Origin of the sequence: Streptomyces sp. NPDC057486 (assembly GCF_042802415.1) — a bacterium.
Classification (GTDB): Bacteria; Actinomycetota; Actinomycetes; order Streptomycetales; family Streptomycetaceae; genus Streptomyces; species Streptomyces yanii.
This window is the reverse complement of sequence record NZ_JBHVEE010000093.1, coordinates 1-18,261: the sequence shown is the minus strand read 5'-3', so window position 1 is coordinate 18,261 and position 18,261 is coordinate 1. Positions and strand designations below refer to the sequence as shown.

At 71.9% G+C, this 18,261-nt stretch carries 14 protein-coding genes; 6 read left to right on the top strand and 8 right to left on the bottom strand.

The genetic code is table 11. From position 1 onward, the window contains the following. Window positions 1–30: 30 nt before the first annotated feature. From ACFU6I_RS32775 to ACFU6I_RS32745, 7 genes are all read right to left on the bottom strand, one after another. Window positions 31–1,557 carry a hypothetical protein gene (locus ACFU6I_RS32775; RefSeq protein ID WP_384373213.1) on the bottom strand — a complete coding sequence of 509 codons (1,527 nt, stop codon included), beginning with the start codon at window positions 1,555–1,557 and terminating at the stop codon, window positions 31–33. 18 nt (window positions 1,558–1,575) lie between these two features. Continuing rightward, window positions 1,576–5,229, bottom strand: coding sequence for a hydantoinase B/oxoprolinase family protein (locus tag ACFU6I_RS32770; protein WP_384373211.1), 3,654 nt, complete (start codon window positions 5,227–5,229; stop codon window positions 1,576–1,578). Then, entirely contained in the window at window positions 5,226–6,266 is a 1,041-nt protein-coding gene (locus ACFU6I_RS32765; RefSeq protein WP_384373209.1) for an SGNH/GDSL hydrolase family protein, read from the bottom strand. Before ACFU6I_RS32765 ends, ACFU6I_RS32770 begins: the two co-directional genes overlap by 4 nt. Further along, window positions 6,263–7,426 carry a glycosyltransferase gene (locus tag ACFU6I_RS32760; protein WP_384373207.1) on the bottom strand — a complete coding sequence of 388 codons (1,164 nt, stop codon included), beginning with the start codon at window positions 7,424–7,426 and terminating at the stop codon, window positions 6,263–6,265. The genes ACFU6I_RS32765 and ACFU6I_RS32760 overlap by 4 nt, the downstream gene beginning before the upstream one ends. Beyond that, window positions 7,423–8,601: a glycosyltransferase family 4 protein gene (locus ACFU6I_RS32755; RefSeq protein ID WP_384373205.1), complete on the bottom strand. Its 1,179-nt coding sequence runs from the start codon at window positions 8,599–8,601 to the stop codon at window positions 7,423–7,425. The genes ACFU6I_RS32760 and ACFU6I_RS32755 overlap by 4 nt, the downstream gene beginning before the upstream one ends. A gap of 140 nt (window positions 8,602–8,741) precedes the next feature. Beyond that, entirely contained in the window at window positions 8,742–10,160 is a 1,419-nt protein-coding gene (locus ACFU6I_RS32750) for a HEAT repeat domain-containing protein (RefSeq protein ID WP_384373203.1), read from the bottom strand. 218 nt (window positions 10,161–10,378) lie between these two features. Next, complete coding sequence (locus ACFU6I_RS32745; RefSeq protein ID WP_345511895.1) at window positions 10,379–10,771, bottom strand: ankyrin repeat domain-containing protein; 393 nt, start codon at window positions 10,769–10,771, stop codon at window positions 10,379–10,381. Window positions 10,772–11,085: 314 nt separating this feature from the next. On the opposite strand from ACFU6I_RS32745, the gene ACFU6I_RS32740 reads away from it, so the two are divergent. Continuing rightward, complete coding sequence (locus ACFU6I_RS32740; RefSeq protein ID WP_266988092.1) at window positions 11,086–11,280, top strand: hypothetical protein; 195 nt, start codon at window positions 11,086–11,088, stop codon at window positions 11,278–11,280. 39 nt (window positions 11,281–11,319) lie between these two features. Continuing rightward, on the top strand, window positions 11,320–12,954 hold the full coding sequence (locus ACFU6I_RS32735) for a hypothetical protein (RefSeq protein WP_384373200.1): 1,635 nt from the start codon (window positions 11,320–11,322) through the stop codon (window positions 12,952–12,954). Window positions 12,955–13,071: 117 nt separating this feature from the next. Here the strand turns inward: ACFU6I_RS32735 and ACFU6I_RS32730 are convergent, their stop codons facing one another. Then, entirely contained in the window at window positions 13,072–14,571 is a 1,500-nt protein-coding gene (locus ACFU6I_RS32730) for a PLP-dependent aminotransferase family protein (protein WP_345511898.1), read from the bottom strand. A gap of 102 nt (window positions 14,572–14,673) precedes the next feature. On the opposite strand from ACFU6I_RS32730, the gene ACFU6I_RS32725 reads away from it, so the two are divergent. From ACFU6I_RS32725 to ACFU6I_RS32710, 4 genes are all read left to right on the top strand, one after another. Then, a complete protein-coding gene (locus ACFU6I_RS32725) occupies window positions 14,674–15,375 on the top strand; it encodes a YitT family protein (protein ID WP_384373198.1) in 702 nt (233 codons plus the stop codon). Then, the gene (locus ACFU6I_RS32720; RefSeq protein ID WP_384373196.1) at window positions 15,372–16,136 is read left to right on the top strand and encodes a glycerophosphodiester phosphodiesterase; all 765 of its coding nucleotides are present in this window, start codon (window positions 15,372–15,374) and stop codon (window positions 16,134–16,136) included. Before ACFU6I_RS32725 ends, ACFU6I_RS32720 begins: the two co-directional genes overlap by 4 nt. A 47-nt stretch (window positions 16,137–16,183) precedes the next feature. Continuing rightward, complete coding sequence (locus tag ACFU6I_RS32715) at window positions 16,184–17,560, top strand: MFS transporter (protein WP_384373194.1); 1,377 nt, start codon at window positions 16,184–16,186, stop codon at window positions 17,558–17,560. A gap of 264 nt (window positions 17,561–17,824) precedes the next feature. Beyond that, the gene (locus ACFU6I_RS32710) at window positions 17,825–18,199 is read left to right on the top strand and encodes an RNA polymerase-binding protein RbpA (RefSeq protein WP_007262928.1); all 375 of its coding nucleotides are present in this window, start codon (window positions 17,825–17,827) and stop codon (window positions 18,197–18,199) included. The last annotated feature ends 62 nt before the right edge of the window (window positions 18,200–18,261 follow it).

The window sequence follows — 18,261 nt, the reverse complement described above, 5'->3', positions numbered from 1 at the left end:
GGCCACGTCGGGTCCGGTGCCCCCGCCCGCTCATGAGGCCTCCGAGCGGTCCGCGGCCATGCCCGCCGCGTCCAGCAGCGCCATGCCCACGATCAGGTCCGCACCGCCGAACTCCGGGTCGTCCAGCCGGGTCCCGTCGTCGACGGCGAACAGCAGGCGCCGCTCGCCCTGCCGGTACGCGGTGCCGACCGGCGGGGATGCTGCGTGCACCGCAAGCAGGGCGACCAGATAGGGCAGGTCCGGATCGCTCCGCCGGGCCTCGGCGAGGAGCCCGGAGAGCCGGCGCGGTGCGTCGTGCTCCAGATCGAGGAGGTTCATGGCGCTCGCCAGCTGCTCCTCGCTGAACCTGCTGTCGTCCGGGGTGGCGATCAGGTCCGGCTCGGGCATCTCGGCCCCCAGATGCTCCCGCTCCAGGGGCGGGGTGAGCAGCATGTCGACCAGGTCACCCACCCGCACCGAGGTGGGCGTGCGCAGCCCCGTGCCGTGGGCGAAGAACGCGTCGGTGACGCGGATGGCCTGTTCGACCGGGAGCGGCAGCAGCGGGGCGACCAGCTGGCCGTACAGGTCGAGGCCGGTCCTGGCCGTGGGGGTGGCGAAGGCCTGCCGGTCCTGCTCGGCACGGAACAGCGGTCCCGCCTCCAGCAGGCGGGACTGCAGCTGGGTGTGGCGGCGGATGCAGTCCTTGACTATGTCGACGAGCTCGGCGGCGCGGCGCTTGTGCTCGGGGTCCTCCGCCTCGTCCCGGGCCTTGCGGATGTTGGTGAGGATCGCGTTCTCGTGGCGGTAGCGGTCGGCCACGTGGTCGAGTGCCTCGGCGATCATGTCGGGCACGGCGTTGAGCCAGTCGACGGCTCTGACGTTGCGCCGAGTCGCCTCCAGTGTCTTGCGGAGCGTCTCCGCGTACTGCACGGTGCGGTATCGGGCCTGTTCGGCGGCGAGCTGCGCATCGGCGAGGCGGCCCCGGCTGATCAGTACCTCCAGTTTCACCTCGGCGGCGATCTGGGCGCTGGTGACGTCCGTGTCGAGAGCGCCGACCAGGACGTTGACCGCTTCGTCGGTGGCCCTCAGATAGACGCTGCCGCCGTAACCGGGGACCTCTTCGATCAGCTTGAAGTCGTAGTCCCTGCGGACATACACCCCGTCGGGGCCGAACGTGCCGTACACCGCGCGGAAGCCGCGGTCCACGCTTCCGACGTTGATCAGATTCTCGAGCACCCAACGGGCGACCCGCTCGTGCTCCGCGACGGGGCGGCGCGGGGCCTGGGCAGCGACGCGCGGGAGCAGCTTGGCCACTATCTGCTCGTGGTCGGCACCCGTATCGAAGTCCATGTGCAGTGTGACCTGGTCGATCGCGGCGAGCGCGACCTCCGCCATCGCGTAGACCGCGTACTCGCCGGCCAGATTCGCCTTGCGCACGTCGAGGTCGTGCAGCGGCGCCGTGCAGGCGAGCGCGCGCAGCCGCCGGGAGAGCCCCTCGTCGGCGGCCGGGCCCGGGGCGGGCCGCGGCCCCGCGCTGAGCTGGGGCGCAGCGTTGTCCGTGTAGGCAGGCGAAGTCACGCTGCACAGATTAGGTCCTCACACCGACAACGGTCGAAACGGCGCAGAAGCGACCGGTTGCCGCACTCCGTATCCTCCGCCGCCGGGTGTGCACAGCACCAGCACATCGCCGGGCGCCAGTTCGGCCGTGTCGCACCCTTTCAGCGAGGTGACCGTGTTCTTCCCGTCGGCTCGCTCGATGTGCTGGCTGCCCAGCGCACCCGGTTCGCCGCCCGCCATGCCGTACGGAGGGACGCGGCGATGTCCGGTGAGCAGAGCCACCGTGACGGGTTCGCGGAACCGGAGTCTGCGCTCGACCCCGCAGCCGCCGTGCCACCGGCCCGCTCCCCCGCTGCCGTCCCGTACCCGGAAGCTCTCGACCAGGACCGGGTAGCGCCATTCGAGCACTTCGGGGTCGGTGAGCCGGGAATTGGTCATATGGGTCTGCACGGCGTCGGTGCCGTCGAAGCCGTCGCCCGCGCCCGAGCCGCTGGCCACCGTCTCGTAGTACTGGACGTGGTCGTTGCCGAACGTCAGGTTGTTCATGGTGCCGGATCCCTCGGCCTGGATGCCGAGCGCCCCGTACAGCGCGCCCGTGACGGCCTGGGAGGTCTCCACATTGCCCGCGACGGTGGCCGCGGGATGGACGGGCGCCAGCATCGAACCGGCCGGGACCGAGACCTCCAGGGGTTTGAGGCAGCCGCTGTTGAGCGGGATGTCGTCGGCGACCAGGGTCCGGAAGACGTACAGAACCGCGGCCATGACGACGGACTTCGGGGCGTTGAAGTTCCCCGGCTGCTGCGGTGAGGTGCCGGTGAAGTCAACGATCGCGCTGCGGGCGGTACGGTCCACGGTCAGCGCGACCTGGATCACGGCGCCGTTGTCGGTCTCGTAGCGGTACGAACCGTCGTGCAGCCGCCCGATGATCCGGCGTACGGATTCCTCGGCGTTGTCCTGCACGTGGCCCATGTACGCGTCGACGGCCTCGGCGCCGAACTGGTCCACCGTGCGACGCAGTTCCGCGATGCCCTTCTCGTTGGCGGCGATCTGGGCCCGCAGATCGGCGAGATTGGTGTCGGGGTCGCGGGACGGGTACGCGGCGGTGGTGAGCAGCTCGCGGGTCTCGGCCTCGCGGAACCTGCCGTCCCTCACCAGCAGCCAGTTGTCGAACAGCACCCCTTCCTCGTCGACGGTGCGGCTGAAGGCGGGCATGGAACCGGGGGTGATGCCGCCGATCTCGGCATGGTGGCCACGTGACGCCACCAGGAATCTCAGCCCCGACCCGTTCTCGCCGCGTTCGTCGAACACCGGGGTCACCACCGTCACATCGGGCAGATGGGTGCCCCCGTGGTACGGGTCGTTGATGGCGTACACATCGCCGGGGCGCATCGTGGAGCCGTTGCGCCGCAGCACTTCCTTGATGGACTCCCCCATCGATCCGAGGTGCACCGGGATGTGCGGGGCGTTGGCGATCAGGTTGCCGTCCGCGTCGAAGAGCGCGCAGGAGAAGTCGAGCCGCTCCTTGATGTTGACGGAGTGGGCGGTGTTCTCCAGGCGCACGCCCATCTGCTCGGCGATCGACATGAAGAGATTGTTGAACACCTCCAGCATGACCGGGTCCACCCGCGTGCCGACGGCGGTCCGGTCGGGGCGCGGGCGGACCCGGGTGAGCAGCAGATGGCCGGTGTCGCCGATGGTGACCTGCCAGCCGGGGTCGACGACGGTGGTGGCGTCGGCCTCGGCGATCACGGCGGGACCGGTCACCGTGTCCGACGGCTGCAGGGCCTCGCGCCGGTGGAGCGGGGTGTCCTGCCATCGGCCCTCGGCGAACATCCGTACCGTGTCGTGGGGTTGTGGTGTGCCCTCGCGGACCGTCCGGTCCACCGGGTGCGGTACGTGCCGGCCCGCCGCGCCGGTCGCCTCGACCGACACCGCCTCGACGAGCAGTGGTCTGTCCATGATGAAGCCGTAGCGGGCGCGGTGCTCGTCAGTGAACGCCCGTGTCATCGCGGGCGCGGTGTCCAGGTCGACGGGCAGGCTCGCGTCCGTGCCGGCGTAGCGCAGGAGGACCCGGGCGTGGGTGCTGATGGCGCTGTCCTCGAGGCCGTCGGCGCGCAGTTCTGCGCGGGTGCGGGCGGCCAGTTCCGCACAGAGCGCGTCGACCGTGGTCCCGGTGCCTTCGGCGTCCAGCTCCGCTTCGACGGACTGTTCGCGCATGGCGGTGGCGTCGGCGAGTCCGATGCCGTACGCGGACAGCACCCCGGCCAGGGGTGGCACGAGGACGGTGTCGACGCCTAGTGCGTCGGCGACGGCGCAGGCGTGCTGACCGCCGGCGCCGCCGAAGCAGGTGAGGGCGTAGCGGGTGATGTCGTGGCCGCGCTCCACGGAGATCTTCTTGACCGCGTTCGCCATGTTGAGCACGGCGATCTCCAGGAATCCGGCCGCAACCTCGGCTGCGGTACGTCGCGTGCCGGTGGCCTGTGCCACCTCGTCGGCGAGTGCCTCGAACCGCTGACGCACGACGTCGGCGTCGAGCGGCAGGTTTCCCTCCGGCCCGAAGACTGCCGGGAAGTGCGCGGGCTGTACCCGGCCGAGCATCACATTGGCGTCGGTGACGGTGAGCGGTCCGCCCCTGCGGTAGCAGGCCGGGCCGGGGTCCGCGCCCGCGGAGTCGGGTCCGACCCGGTAGCGCCGGCCGTCGAAGTGCAGGACGGAGCCGCCACCGGCCGCAACGGTATGGATGTTCATCATCGGGGCGCGCATCCGGACCCCGGCCACCTGGGTGCCGAGCTCACGCTCGAACTCGCCCGCGTAGTGCGAGACATCGGTGGAGGTGCCGCCCATGTCGAAGCCGATGACCCGGTCGAATCCGGCCTGTCCGGACGTACGGGCCATGCCGACGACCCCGCCGGCGGGACCGGACAGCACCGCGTCCTTGCCACGGAAGTGCGCGGCTTCCCGCAGTCCGCCGTTGGACTGCATGAACATCAGCCGGACGGACTCCAGTTCGCCCGCGACCTCCTCGACGTACCGGCGCAGGATCGGCGAGAGGTACGCGTCGACGACGGTGGTGTCGCCGCGCGGTACCAGTTTGATCAGCGGGCTGACCTCGTGGGAGCAGCTGACCTGGGTGAAACCTGCCTCACGGGCCGCGGCGGCGACGGCGGCCTCGTGGGCGGGGTGACGGTAGCCGTGCATCAGGACGACCGCCGCGCTGCGGAAGCCGGCCGCCCTCGCGGCTCTCAATTGCGCCGCCGTCGCAGGCAGATCGAGGGGGGTGAGGATCCGGCCGTGCGCATCGATCCGTTCCGGGACCTCGATCACCCGGTCGTACACGGCCTCCGGCAGCAGGATGCGGCGGTCGAAGAGGCGCGGACGGTTCTGGTACGCGATGCGCAGGGCGTCCCGGAACCCTGTGGTGGTGACCAGGACGGTCGGCTCCCCACGCCGCTCGAGCAGCGCGTTGGTGGCGACGGTCGTGCCCATCTTCACGCTGCCGACCCGGTCGGCGGGGACCGGGTCGGTGGGACCGAGGCCGAGCATGAGGCGGATCCCGGCGACGGCGGCGTCGCGGTAACGGTCCGGGTCGTCCGAGAGGAGCTTGCGGCTGACCAGGTGCCCGTCGGGATCGCGGCCCACCACGTCGGTGAACGTGCCGCCACGGTCGATCCAGAACTCCCAGCGTCCCGTCATCCCTCCATACTGACGCGCGGCGCGGACAACACGGACGCGACGTGCCGCCCCTCGGGCGTGACGCCGGCAAGCGCGCCCTGCAACGCCTGGTCGGCCCGCCGGTCCAACTGCCCGCTCGTGCCGCGCGCCCAGTGCCGTACCTCCGCTCCCGCCAGGCACAGCAGCTGAGGCAGCAGATCGGTGCTCCGCCGCACCAGCCACCCGGTGCCCGCCGTGGCCAGCCAGAACAGCGAGTCGGCACGGCCGGGCGGCGGCTGCTCCGGCTCGCGTCCGGGCGGGGCGCCGAGGGCAAGACCGCGGGCGGCGAGCAGAGCGTGGAATCCGGCCGCGACCGATCGATGGCCGCGCTCGGCCGGATGGAGCCGGTCGACGCTCCACTGCGAACGGTCGGAGACCCATGCCCCGTCCGATACGTGCAGATGGACGGCGTCGTAGCGGGCGGACAGGGCGTGCACCACGGCATTGACCGCACCCTGGCGCCGGGCCAACGGGCGCCCCAGGGGTGCGGGCAGCCCGAGGACGGAACCGGGATCGGGCAGACACGCCGTCAGGAGTACGGCTCCGCCGCCGGTCAGGAGCGCACAGACCTCGTCCAGCCGCCGGGCGATGAGCCGGATGTCGAAGGAGCGGCGGAGGGTGTCGTTGACGCCGACGACCACGGAGGCGAGGTCGGGCCGGAATGCGGCGGCGGCCGGAGCCTGCCGGTCACGGACGTCGCCGGAGAGCGAACCGCTGACGGCGAAGTTACGGAACTCGACGCCCCGGTGGCTGTCGGCGATGCCCTCGGCGAGCAACGCGGCCCAGCCGCGCCGGCCACCGGGGACAGGATCACCGACACCTTCGGTGAACGAGTCCCCGAGTGCGGCGAACCGGATCGGGGAGTGGGGGCTCCGGGGCGGGGCGGACGGTTCCGGCAGAGCCTCCGTGACCGGCGCCGGAGCCGGCCCGCAGACCGGCGCGGCCACGGGCACCCCCGGCACGACCGGCACCGCCACGGCATCCTCCGCGCCGCCCGCCCGCGCCTGCACCCCCGTCATGTCCGCGCCCCCCGGATCCCGCCCCGCTCCGGCACCTCGTGCGCCGCCAGGAACGCGGCCACCGAGCGGTCCCAGCCGAAGAGTTCGGCACGTTGTCGCGCCGCCGTGCGCCGCTCCTCCTCCGGGCGCGCCAGCAGTTCCCGTACCGCCGCGGCGAATGCGTCGCCGGTGTCCGCCGCGGCCACTCCCGCACCGCCGATCACCTCCGGCAGCGCTGAACTCGTGCTCGCCACCACCGGGGTGCCGCAGGCCAGTGCCTCCAGGGCCGAGAGGCCGAACGTCTCGGCGGGCCCCGGCGCCAGGCAGATGTCGGCCGCGGCCTGCAGATCCGCCATCCGCTCCCGGTCGCGCACATGGCCCAGGAACTCGACCGGCAGCCGCTCCGCCCGTACCCGGCTCTCCAGCCCCGCGCGCAGTGGCCCGTCCCCCGCGACGAGCAGCTTCGCAGGTACGCCCAGGCCGTTCAGGACGGCGAGGGCGTCCAGGGCTCGGCCGGGACGTTTCTCCACCGAGAGGCGGGAGCCGAGCAGAAGCAGTACGGACCGGCCGTGCGCATGGCGGGCGCGCAGGACCGTGCTGCGGCGGCCGGGGCGGCAGCGCCGCAGGTCCACGCCGAGCGGGGCGCGGACCACGTTGCGGGCGCCGATCCGTATGAACTCGCGCTCCGCCCACTCCGTGGTGCAGACGATCCTCGTGTAGGCGCGGGCGCTGAGGATGTTCAGGCGGTCGGCGGCGCGGCCGGCCGCGGCCGGCGGTACGCCCCAGGTGCGCAGGACCCCGTCCGCCGTCTCGTGGGAGACCATCACGGCGGGCACCCTGGCGCGGCGCGCCCACTCGCCCGTCCAGCGCAGGGTGGTGCGGTCGGAGACCTCCAGACGGTCGGGACGCAGCGTTCCGAGGAGGTCGCGGAGCCTGCGGCGGCCGGCCAGCACGCGGTAGCCGCCGCTGCCCGGCAGGACCGGACCGGGCAGGGTGATCACCCTGCCCTGCTCGGTGTGCACATCGTCGGCGCTGTCACCGGGGACGACGAGCACCGGCTCGTGCCCGGCCGCGAGGTAGCCGCGGCCGAGTTCGTCCAGGGCGGTGCGCAGTCCGCCGGAGGACGGGGTGACGAAGTTCGCCAGGCGGACGATGGTCTTTCCCCGCTCGCGCCCGGTCATGCGGCCACCGCCGGCCGGTCGCGCAGCACCTCGTCGTAGTGGCCGAGCAGCTGATCGCCGACGGCTTCCCAGGTGCGGCCCTCGACCATGGCCCGCCCGGCCCGCCCGTACGCCGCCGCGAGGGCCGGGTCCGCAACGAGTGCGCCGACGGCCGCCCGTACAGCATCGGAGTCGTGCGGCGGGACCAGCAGCCCGGTCCGCCCGTGGTCGACGAGATCGAGCGGTCCGCCCGCCGCCGGGGCGACCACGGGCAGACCGGAGGCCATCGCCTCCTGCACGGTCTGGCAGAACGTCTCGTACGGGCCGGTGTGCACGAACATGTCCAGCGACGCGACGATCCGGGCGAGGTCGTCCCCGGTCCTGCGGCCGAGGAAGACGGCGCCGGGCAGAGCCGCGCGCAGAGAGGGGCCGCTCGGGCCGTCACCGACGACCACGACCCGCACCCCGGGCAGTCCGCAGGCCCCGGCGAGGAGTTCCACGTGCTTCTCCGGGGCGAGCCGGCCTACGTATCCGACGAGCTTCTCCCCGCCGGGGGCGAGGCGCCGGCGCAGCGCCTCGTCGCGCAGCGCGGGCCGGAACCGTACGGTGTCGACGCCACGCGGCCACAGCCGCACCCGCTCCACCCCGTGGTCGGTGAGGTCGCGGACGGCGGCGGTCGACGGAGCGAGCGTGCGGTCGGCGGCGCTGTGCACGGCGCGCATCCGGCGCCAGGCGGTGTTCTCGCCGGCGCCGAGGTAGGTACGGGCGTAGCCGGCCAGGTCGGTCTGGTAGACGGCCACGGTCGGCAGCCCCAGCCGGGCGGCGGCAGCCATGCCGCGGACGCCGAGCACGAACGGTCCGGCGAGATGGACGAGTTCGGCCCGGTGGGCGATGAGGGCCGCGGTCAGCCGACGGCTGGGAAGCGCCACCCGGACCTGGGAGTAGCCGGGCAGCGGCAGGGACGGGACGCGCACCACGGGGCACGGCGCGGCCGACGTGAAGAGGTCGGTGCCGCCCGAGGTGCCCGGGTTCGGGGGTGAGGAGGAGCGGGACGTGGTCGTCGCGCCGGCGGTGGCCGGGGCGATGACGAGCGGTTCGTGGCCGCGCGCGGCGAGATGCCGAGCGGTCTGCAGGGTGCAGTGGGCCACGCCGTTGACATCGGGCGGAAAGGATTCGGTGACGATGACGACACGCATACCCGTGTTGTCGTCGCACCGGACGTGACTGGGCCGACTTGGATCTTTCCCCCCGGGGAACGTCCCATGAGCGTTGGACGTCCGTGGGCGGGTACGCCGCGCTCCCCCGAAGCGCTGCGTCCTGCTGTGCGTGGAGCGGGTCAGACAGCGGGGGCGTCAGGCCCGATCCTGCTGCGTACCGCGGTCTGCACCTCGGCCTCCTCGGCCGGGTCGGCGGCCAGTCGGCGCAGCCGTTCGGCGACCCTGATGTCGCCGGTCTCCGCATGGAGTGCGGCGACCTCGCGGGTGGACTCCTCGCAGTCCCACAGGCATTCGACGGCGAAGCCGGTGGCGAAGGAGGGGTCGGTGGCGGCGAGCGCGCGGGCCGCCCGGCCGCGCAGATGGGAGGAGGACGTCTCCCGGTAGACATGGCGCAGGACGGGTGCGGCGCAGGCGATGCCCAGTCGGCCCGTGCCGTCGACCAGGGTCCACAGGCGCGGTGCGTCCGGTCCTTCGCCGCGTACGGCGTCGCGCAGGGCGGCGAGGACGAGGGAGGCGTCCTCGGCGACGCCCCGGCAGGCGAGCACGCCGGCGGCGGAGGCGCCGAGAGCGTCGGGCCGTCGGGCCCAGTTCCTGGCCCGGTCCACCGCCGCGTCGCCGCACATCCGCTCGAAGGCGGCGACGGCCGCGTCGGCGACGGTGCTCGACGGGCTGACCGCCGCGGCCTCGATGAGGTCGAGGACAGCGGGGTCCCTGGCCTCGGAGAGGTAGTGCAGGGCAGCGCATCGGGCGCCGTCCGGACCGCTTCGGGCGGTCTCGACGATCAACGGCCGGTCCTCGGGACCGGCGACGGCAGTCAGGCAGCGGGCGGCCGGTACGTGAAGGACGCTGCCGCGGTCCAGTCCCTGCTGGGCCCAGTCGAACACGGCCTGGACGCTCCAGCCGGGGCGTGGGCCGCCGGGCCGCATCTGCCGCTGCCAGCGGTCGAACGAGCCCTGTTCGGAGGCGGCCCTGACCCGGGCGCCGACCGCTTCACGCGGGTCGTCGGCCCACAGCCGCCAGGGCCGGGGTTCGAAGGCGTCCCGTACGGCGGCCGCGAGTTCGGCGGCGCCCTCCTCGGTGGCGGGGAACCGGCCGAGGACGGGCACGGCGAGGGAACGGAGCCCGGCGTCGTCGTCACGCAGGGCCAGCTCGTCGAGGGCCCACGCCCAGTTGGCACCCGTCGCCGCGTACCGCCGCAGGAGGGCCAGGGCGTCGCCGCGTCCGTACGAGGCGAGGTGGCCGAGGACCGCGAGGGCCAGGCCGGTCCGCGAGTCGTCGGTGTCGAGGTGGTCGTCGGGATCGCAGAGGTGCCGCTCGATCTCTTCGATGCCGCCGTCGAGGTCGAGATACAGGCGTGCGTAGTAGAGGGAGCGGTTCTCGACCTGCCAGTCGTGACGCGGATCGCTCAGGACACAGTGGTTGAGCGCCGCGAGGGCCTCGGGGCGCGGTGCGGCAAGCGCGTGGAGCGTGCCGTCGCCGCGGCCCCTCTGCAGCAGGCCGAGCAGGGTGCCGCTCGGCGCTATGAACGGATCGAACATGGGAGATGCCTCACATCAAGCTGTCGACGCAACCGGGACTGTGCAGTTCCAAGTGCCGGGTGGGCACTACGCCGCGCAGCAACATGATCGGCCGACCGCCGTCTTCTGCTTGCTGTAGACCATCTTCCTCTGCCTCTCGTCGGTGGCCCGAATCGGGCCCGCGACGTCATGATGACCCAGCCATTTCGCCACCGCGACCACATTTACGGCGAACCCGTTCAACGGGAGCCGAAGAGTTCCAGCAGGTCGGCCTTGCCGAACATGCGTGCGGTGTCCGTTGCGGACGGTGTGCCGGCGTCCGGGTCGGCGCCCGCGGCGAGCAGCGCCTCGATCACCGCGCCCTCGCCCTTGAAGACGGCTCCGGCGAGCGGCGTCTGCCCGCGGTCGTTGGCCCGGTCCGGGTCGGCTCCCCGGCTCACGAGGGCGGCGACCGCGGGGGCGTGCCCGTGGTACGCGGCGAGCATGAGCAGCGAGTCGCCCCGGTCGTTCGTGAGGTTCGCGGGCACACCGGCGTCCACGTACGCGGCGAGCGCCTCGGTCTCCCCGCGGCGTGCCAGGTCGAAGACCTTGGTCGCCAGCTCGACGACCTCGGGGTCGGGAGCTTCGCTCATCGGACGGACCGCCTTCCATTAACGGGTTTCGCTGCTGTCGGCCAGGGGGGTGGTACGCCGTGGGGGCCGTACGAGTGAATCGACAGGGTACTGCTCCGCGGCGCACATGCCGCGGCCCGGCCGCGGCAAAGGATCACGTCGCGCGAGGCCGGAACGGTGCGCGTAACCGGAAGTTCCGTCCGCACCGCGTTCCCCTGTCGGCCAGTCCAGTGAAAAAAACGAGTTTTCACCCAATTGCAGCTTTTATCCTATAGATACTTTTTGTGAGCCTGGAAGGACTCATGGTGACTGTCCCCCAAACAGGAGAACCACTCATGAACCTTTCCATGTCTGGCGTCGTCATCCTCGGCATCATCGTCTTCCTGTTCTTCAGGAAGGACGGTCTGAAGGGCTCGCACGCTTTCGTCACCGCCCTGTTCGGCTTCTATCTGGCAGGCACCGCCATCGCACCGAGCATCACGGCGGGCGGCGCGAGCCTGGCCAGCCTCCTGGGCGGGATCAAGTTCTGACCCGCCGCGACCGCTCCCACCCCCTTCAGGAGAACCGACGTGGCCCGGCGACCCCTTCCCCGCATTCTGAGCAGCGGCAGCGCTTCGATCACTCGCAGTCGCGAGTTCGCGCGCACGGCCGCCGGCAACGCCACCGACGTCCTCCACCCGCTGATCAGGGTCGTTCGTGGTCTGCGGCTGCTGGCAGGTGCGGGACGGCAGAAGTGGGCCGCGACGCCCAAGGAGCGGCGTAATCCCATCCTGTTCCTCATCGCGGCCTGCGTACTCGTGGTGGTGCTCATCCCGTACGGGCCGCTGCTCGCCCTGGTCACTGTGATGGGCGCCGCCGCATGGAAAGGGCGGGAACGCACGCCCGCGAGGACCGGTCCCGGCAAGGCCGAGACGGGGCGACTGCAGGCGCTGTACGAGGCGCTCGTGCCGTACTTCTCCGTCGCCGATGACCCCAGCCCGCTGTTCGCCCACGGTGGCGACTGGGCCAAGGCGTTCAGCGGCTACGAGTTCGACGGCGACGGGCGCGTCACCCGGCTCCACGTCTCGTACCCCGCATACTTCACCGACGGCGAGGCCGCCTCCCGCACCCGGATCGAACAGCTGCTGCACGCCAAGTCGGGCCGTGGCCGCGAGTACCACTTCGCCTGGAACGAGGAGGGCAACCAGCTCGTCATGAGCGTGCTCGACGCACTGCCCACCTCGATCGCCGCACAGCGTTTCGTCACCGCGCCGGGCGAGACGGTGCTGGGGTTCACCGACAACGACGCGGTGCAGCGCACCGTGCCGGTGACCGACGGGGACACGACCCGGGACGCGCCCCCGGTGGTGTGGCGGACCGGCGCCCGCTCCACCGAGCCGCATCTGCTGATCGCCGGGCAGCCCGGCGGCGGCACCACCACGCTGATGCGCTCCATCGCCATCCAGGCGCTCCAGCACGGCGACATCCTCATCATCGAAGGCAGCGGAACCGGTGAGTACGCCTGCCTGACCGGGCGCGCCGGCGTGCTGGCCGTCGAGTGCGGACCGGCCGGCGCGCTGACCAGCCTGGAGTGGGCGGCCCATGAGACGGAGCGGCGGCTGATCGCCGCCAACCGGGCCCGGCAGGCGGGGCACTCCGTACCCGAGGACACCAGGCGCCCGCTCTGGATCCTGCTGGACCGGCCCAGCGTCCTCGGTCATCTGGCGGCCGCCGACGGCAGGCCCGACCCGCAGGGGCTTCTGCAGGTGCCGCTGCGGCACGGTCGCGCGGCCAATGTCACCGTGGTGCTGGCCGACCAGTTCGACAGCCTGGACACGCTCAGCGAGACGGTACGGACCCACACCAGAGCCCGCGTCGTGCTCGGTCACAGCTCCCGCGACCAGATCCAGACGGTGCTCGGCCTGGAGCCGCACACCACACCGACCCCGGACGTCCCGCCCGGCCGGGGGTACGTCCGGCTCGGTACCGGTCCGGTGCTGCGGCTCCAGGTTCCGGCCACGCCCGATCCGTACGACGACGCGACGAGCGAGGCGCACCGCCAGGCGGTGCTCGATCTCCTGCCCACGGGGCAGACGCCGATCGAGGCGACCGTTCCGGATCCGGCGAATCCGGCGACTCCGGCGACTGCGACCCCTTTGACCCCGCAGAACGCACTGACCGCGGAGATCGCCCTGACCCCCGAGCAGATGTCGCTCCGCGACTAGGGCGTATGCCTGAAGTCCCGCCCGCCCCGCGACGCCCGGCACGCACGCTCGCCACGTTGTCGGGCTCACCCGAGTACGTCCGGTACGAGGACGACCCCTTCCGCTGCGCCTCGGCCGTCAGGCGACGAACGTGCGAGGCGCCTCCGCTCCCGCGCTCGCCCCCGACCCCACAAGCTCCGCCGCCGCCGCGAGCCGTACCGCCGCCTCGTCCGCCACCGGACCGCCGACCGTGAACGGCAGCCGTACGTACCCCTCGAAGGCGCCGTCGACGCCGAATCGCGGACCCGACGGCACCCGCACCCCCACCCGCTCGCCCGCCACGGCCAGCCGTGACCCCGAGAGTCCGCCGGTGCGCACCCACAGCGTCAGCCCGCCGCGCGGCACCTGGAACTCCCACTCGGGCAGCTCCCGGCGCACCGCCGCGACCAGCGCGTCCCGGTTCTCCCGCGCCTGACCGCGGCGGAGCTCCACCGCTTCCTCCCAGCCCCCCGTGCGCATCAGCCAGTTGATGGCGAGCTGTTCCAGCACGGGTGTGCCCATGTCGGCGTAGGCGCGGGCGGAGACCAGACTGCGGATCACGTCCGGCGCGGCCCGCACCCAGCCGATCCGCATGCCTGCCCAGAACGCCTTGCTGGCCGAGCCGACGGTGAGCACGGTGCTGCCCGCCGGGTCGAACGCACAGACCCGGCGCGGCATCTCGACATCGACGTCGAGGTACAGCTCGTTCATGGTCTCGTCGACGACCAGGACCGTCCCGGCGGAGCGGGCCGCGTCCACCAGGGCCCGCCGCTGGCTCTCGTCGGCGAGCGCGCCGGTGGGATTGTGGAAGTCCGCCACGACGTACGCGAGCCGGGGCGCCGCGTCGCGCAGCACCTGCCGCCAGCGGTTCATGTCCCAGCCGCCGATCCCCTCCTCCATCGCCACCGGCACCAGCCGGGCGCCCGCCTCCCGCATCAGCTGAAGGATGTTGGCGTACGAGGGGGACTCCACCGCGATCCGCTCGCCGCGCCCGGCGAAGAGGTGGCAGATGGCGTCGATCGCGCCCATCGCACCGGTGGTGACCATGATCTGTTCGGGCATCGTCGGGATGCCGCGCTCGGTGTAGCGGTCGGCGATCATCTGCCGCAGCGCCGGCAGCCCGGCCGGGTAGTCGCCGTGGGTGTGCGCGTACGGCGGCAGCTCCTCCAGGGCGCCCTGGACGGCGCGGGTCAGCCAGGGTTCGGGCGCGGGCAGCGAGGCACAACCCAGGTCGATCATCGAACCGAGCGACTCCGGGGGCAGCGGTTCCAGGCCGCGCGCGGGCAGGGGGTTGCCTGCCGGGACCGCGGTCCAGCTGCCCGCGCCACGCCGGGACTCCAGGAATCCCTCGGCCCGCAGCGCCTCGTAGGCGGCGGCAACGGTGGTACGGCTGACGGACAGGGCGAGCGCCAGCTCGCGTTCGGCGGGGAGCCGGGCGGCGACCGGCACCCGGCCCTCGAGGACGAGCAGCCGGACTCCGTCGGCGAGCGCGCGATAGGCGGGGGGCCTGCGGGCGCCGGGACCCATCGGCTTCTGCTGCTGGGCCTGGAGCTGCCGGGCGAGCTGCGCGGCACCGACGGCCGAAGTCCACTGCGCCATGTAAATCAGTCCACCTTCCTCGGATTGGCCATAGTTGGCAGCCAATCCCCTGCCACAGAGTGTCATGCGGCAGTCCACCACCACCACACGAGGGAGCACATCTTGTCCATCACCGCCGTCCCCCGCCGGGCGCACCTCACACGGCGGCTGATGCAGCTGTACGTCGGTCTGGCCCTGTACGGGGCGAGCTCGGCGCTCATGGTCCGCGCCGGGCTCGGACTCGAACCCTGGGGGGTGCTGCACCAGGGCCTCTCGGAGCGCACCGGGCTGTCCATCGGTGTCGTCGCGATCATCGTCGGCGCGGCGGTCCTCCTTCTGTGGATACCGATGAGGCAGCGTCCCGGGCTCGGCACGGTCTCCAATGTCTTCGCCATCGGCCTCGCCATGGACGGCACGCTCGCCCTCGTCCCGGAGTTGCACGGTCTGGCGGCCCGGATCGTCATCATGGTTGCGGGCATCGCGCTCAACGGTGTCGCGACGGGGCTGTACATCGCGGCACGGTTCGGCCCCGGGCCGCGCGACGGCCTGATGACCGGACTGCACCGACGTACCGGCCGCTCCGTCCGCCTGGTCCGTACGGCGATCGAGGTGGCCGTGGTGGCGACCGGCTTCCTGCTCGGCGGCTCCCTGGGCGTGGGCACGGTCCTGTACGCGCTGTCCATCGGCCCGCTCGCCCAGCTGTTCCTGCGCTTCTTCGCGGTCCCCGGGGCGAAGCCGGCCGACGAGACCGCCGCTCCCGCGCCGGTGTCCGGCACCACCGCCGTCACCGTCCCGTCATCGGAGAAGGCCATACTGCCGAAGTGACCTCTGCACGCCACCCTTACCTGGACCATCCCGCGACGATCCCGTTCGCCCACCGAGGCGGAGCGGCGGACGGGATCGAGAACACCACGGCCGCGTTCCGCCGGGCCGCCGATGCCGGCTACCGCTACTTCGAGACCGATGTGCACACGACATCGGACGGACGTCTGGTCGCCTTCCACGACGCCACCCTGGACCGGGTGACGGACGCCCGTGGCCGGATAGCCGACCTGCCGTGGAGCGAGGTGCGGCGGGCCCGGGTGGCAGGCCGTGAACCGCTGCCGCTGTTCGAGGAGTTGCTGGAGGCGTTTCCCGAGGCCCGCTGGAACGTGGACATCAAGGCCGAGCCGGCCCTTGTCCCGCTGATCGACCTGATCCGCCGGACCGACGCCTGGGACCGGGTGTGCGTCGGCTCGTTCTCGGAGACCCGGGTCGCCAGGGCGCACCGCCTCGCGGGCCCCCGGCTGGCCACCTCGTACGGCGTCCGCGGCGTCCTGGGCCTGCGGCTGCGCTCGTACGGCATACCGGCCGCACTGCGCGCCGGAGCGGTGTGCGCGCAGGTCCCGGAGAGCCAGAACGGGGTCCGGGTGGTCGACCGGCGCTTCGTCCGGGAGGCCCATGCGCGCGGGCTCCAGGTCCATGTCTGGACGGTGAACGAACCGGAGCGGATGGCAGCTCTCCTCGATCTCGGTGTGGATGGCATCATGACCGATCACATCGAGACGCTGCGCACGGTGCTGAGCGAGCGGGGGGCCTGGGCCTGACGCCGGCCCGGCGGCGTCCCCACGGGGAGATACGAGGGGGGTGCGGGTTGAGCGCCGAGACCGCCGACACCGCTGAACCGACGCCGGAACGCACCAACGACGGTGCCGACGCCGCGGACCGCAGACGCGAACAACGCGGCTGGTACTTCTACGACTTCGCGTGTTCGGTCTACTCGACCAGCGTTCTCACCGTGTTCCTCGGCCCCTATCTGACGTCGATCGCCAAGGCCGCCGCCGACGCCGACGGTTTCGTGCACCCGCTCGGCATCCCGGTGCGCGCGGGTTCGCTCTTCGCCTACGCGGTCTCGATGTCCATCGTGGTGGCGGTGGTGGTGATGCCGATCGCGGGCGCCGCCGCCGACCGCACGGGGCGCAAGAAGCCACTGCTGGCGGCCGCCGCGTACGTGGGGGCGGCCGCGACGACCGGGATGTTCTTCCTGGACGGCCACCGCTACCTGCTGGGTGCGTTCCTGCTGATCGTGGCGAACGCGTCGATCTCGGTGTCGATGGTGCTCTACAACGCGTATCTCCCGCAGATCGCCGAACCCGAAGAACGCGACGCCGTCTCGTCCCGGGGCTGGGCCTTCGGCTACACGTCGGGGGCGCTCGTCCTCGTCCTCGATCTGGTCCTCTACACGGGCCACGAGTCATTCGGTCTCTCCGAGTCCGACGCGGTACGGATCTGCCTCGCGTCGGCGGGGGTCTGGTGGGGAGCCTTCACGGTCGTACCGCTGCGACGGCTGCGTGACCGGCGGGTGGCGCCGGGCGGTGAGGGCGCGGTCGGCTCCGGCTGGCGGCAGCTGCTCGCGACCCTGCGCGACATGCGCCGCCATCCGCTCACGCTCTCGTTCCTGCTCGCCTATCTCGTCTACAACGACGGCATCCAGACCGTGATCTCCCAGGCGTCGGTGTACGGCTCCGAGGAGCTGGGCCTCGACCAGACATCCTTGATCACGGCCGTGCTGCTGGTGCAGGTGCTGGCGGTGGCCGGGGCCCTGGGCATGGGCCGGCTGGCGCGGGTGTACGGGGCGAAGCGCACGATCCTGGCCTCGCTCGTCGTCTGGACCCTGATCCTCGTCGCCGGATACTTCCTGCCTTCGGACGCCCCGGTCTTCTTCTATCTGCTGGCCTCGGCGATCGGCCTGGTCCTCGGCGGCAGCCAGGCGCTGTCCCGCTCGCTGTTCTCGCATCTGGTGCCCCGCGGCAAGGAGGCGGAATACTTCTCCGCGTACGAGATGAGCGACCGCGGACTGAGCTGGCTGGGGCCACTGGTGTTCGGTCTCGCGTATCAGCTGACCGGCAGCTATCGGGATGCGATCATCTCTCTGGTGATCTTCTTCGCGGTCGGTTCCGTGCTGCTCGCGAGGGTGCCCGTGCGGCAGGCCGTTGCGGCTGCGGGGAATCCCGTTCCTGAACGGATTTAGACGTTGAAGTGAAAGGCCGGTAGTGTACGCCTTTGGCCTGCCCGGAGGACCGTTACTGCGAGTGGAAGAAGCCAAACCGTTGGGTGACAACTTCTACCGAATGTGACAAACCGGGCAATGTTGGGTACCCAACCCTGAAAAAGCAGCGGCACGACGGGCGACGCATGACCGGCAACGGGAATCTTTGCCGCCGACCGGACGTTGACCGGATGACGACGACAGCGACACCTGTCCTGTGGGCGACAAGCCCGGGAGGCACGATTCATGAGTGAGCGAGCTCTCCGCGGCACGCGACTCGTGGTTACCAGCTACGAGACGGACCGCGGCATCGATCTGGCCCCGCGCCAGGCGGTGGAGTACGCATGCCAGAACGGACATCGATTTGAGATGCCGTTCTCGGTAGAGGCGGAAATTCCGCCGGAGTGGGAGTGCAAGGCGTGCGGCGCCATGGCACTCCTGGTGGACGGGGATGGCCCCGAGGAGAAGAAGGGCAAGCCTGCGCGTACGCACTGGGACATGCTCATGGAGCGGCGCACACGCGAGGAGCTTGAGGAGGTGCTGGCCGAAAGGCTGGCGGTTCTGCGCTCCGGAGCCATGAACATCGCCGTGCACCCGCGGGACAGCAGGAAGTCTGCCTGACCGCGCGACACCGCAGAGAGACAGAGCCGCGGGCCGTGGCACACCGAGCGTGTGTCACGGCC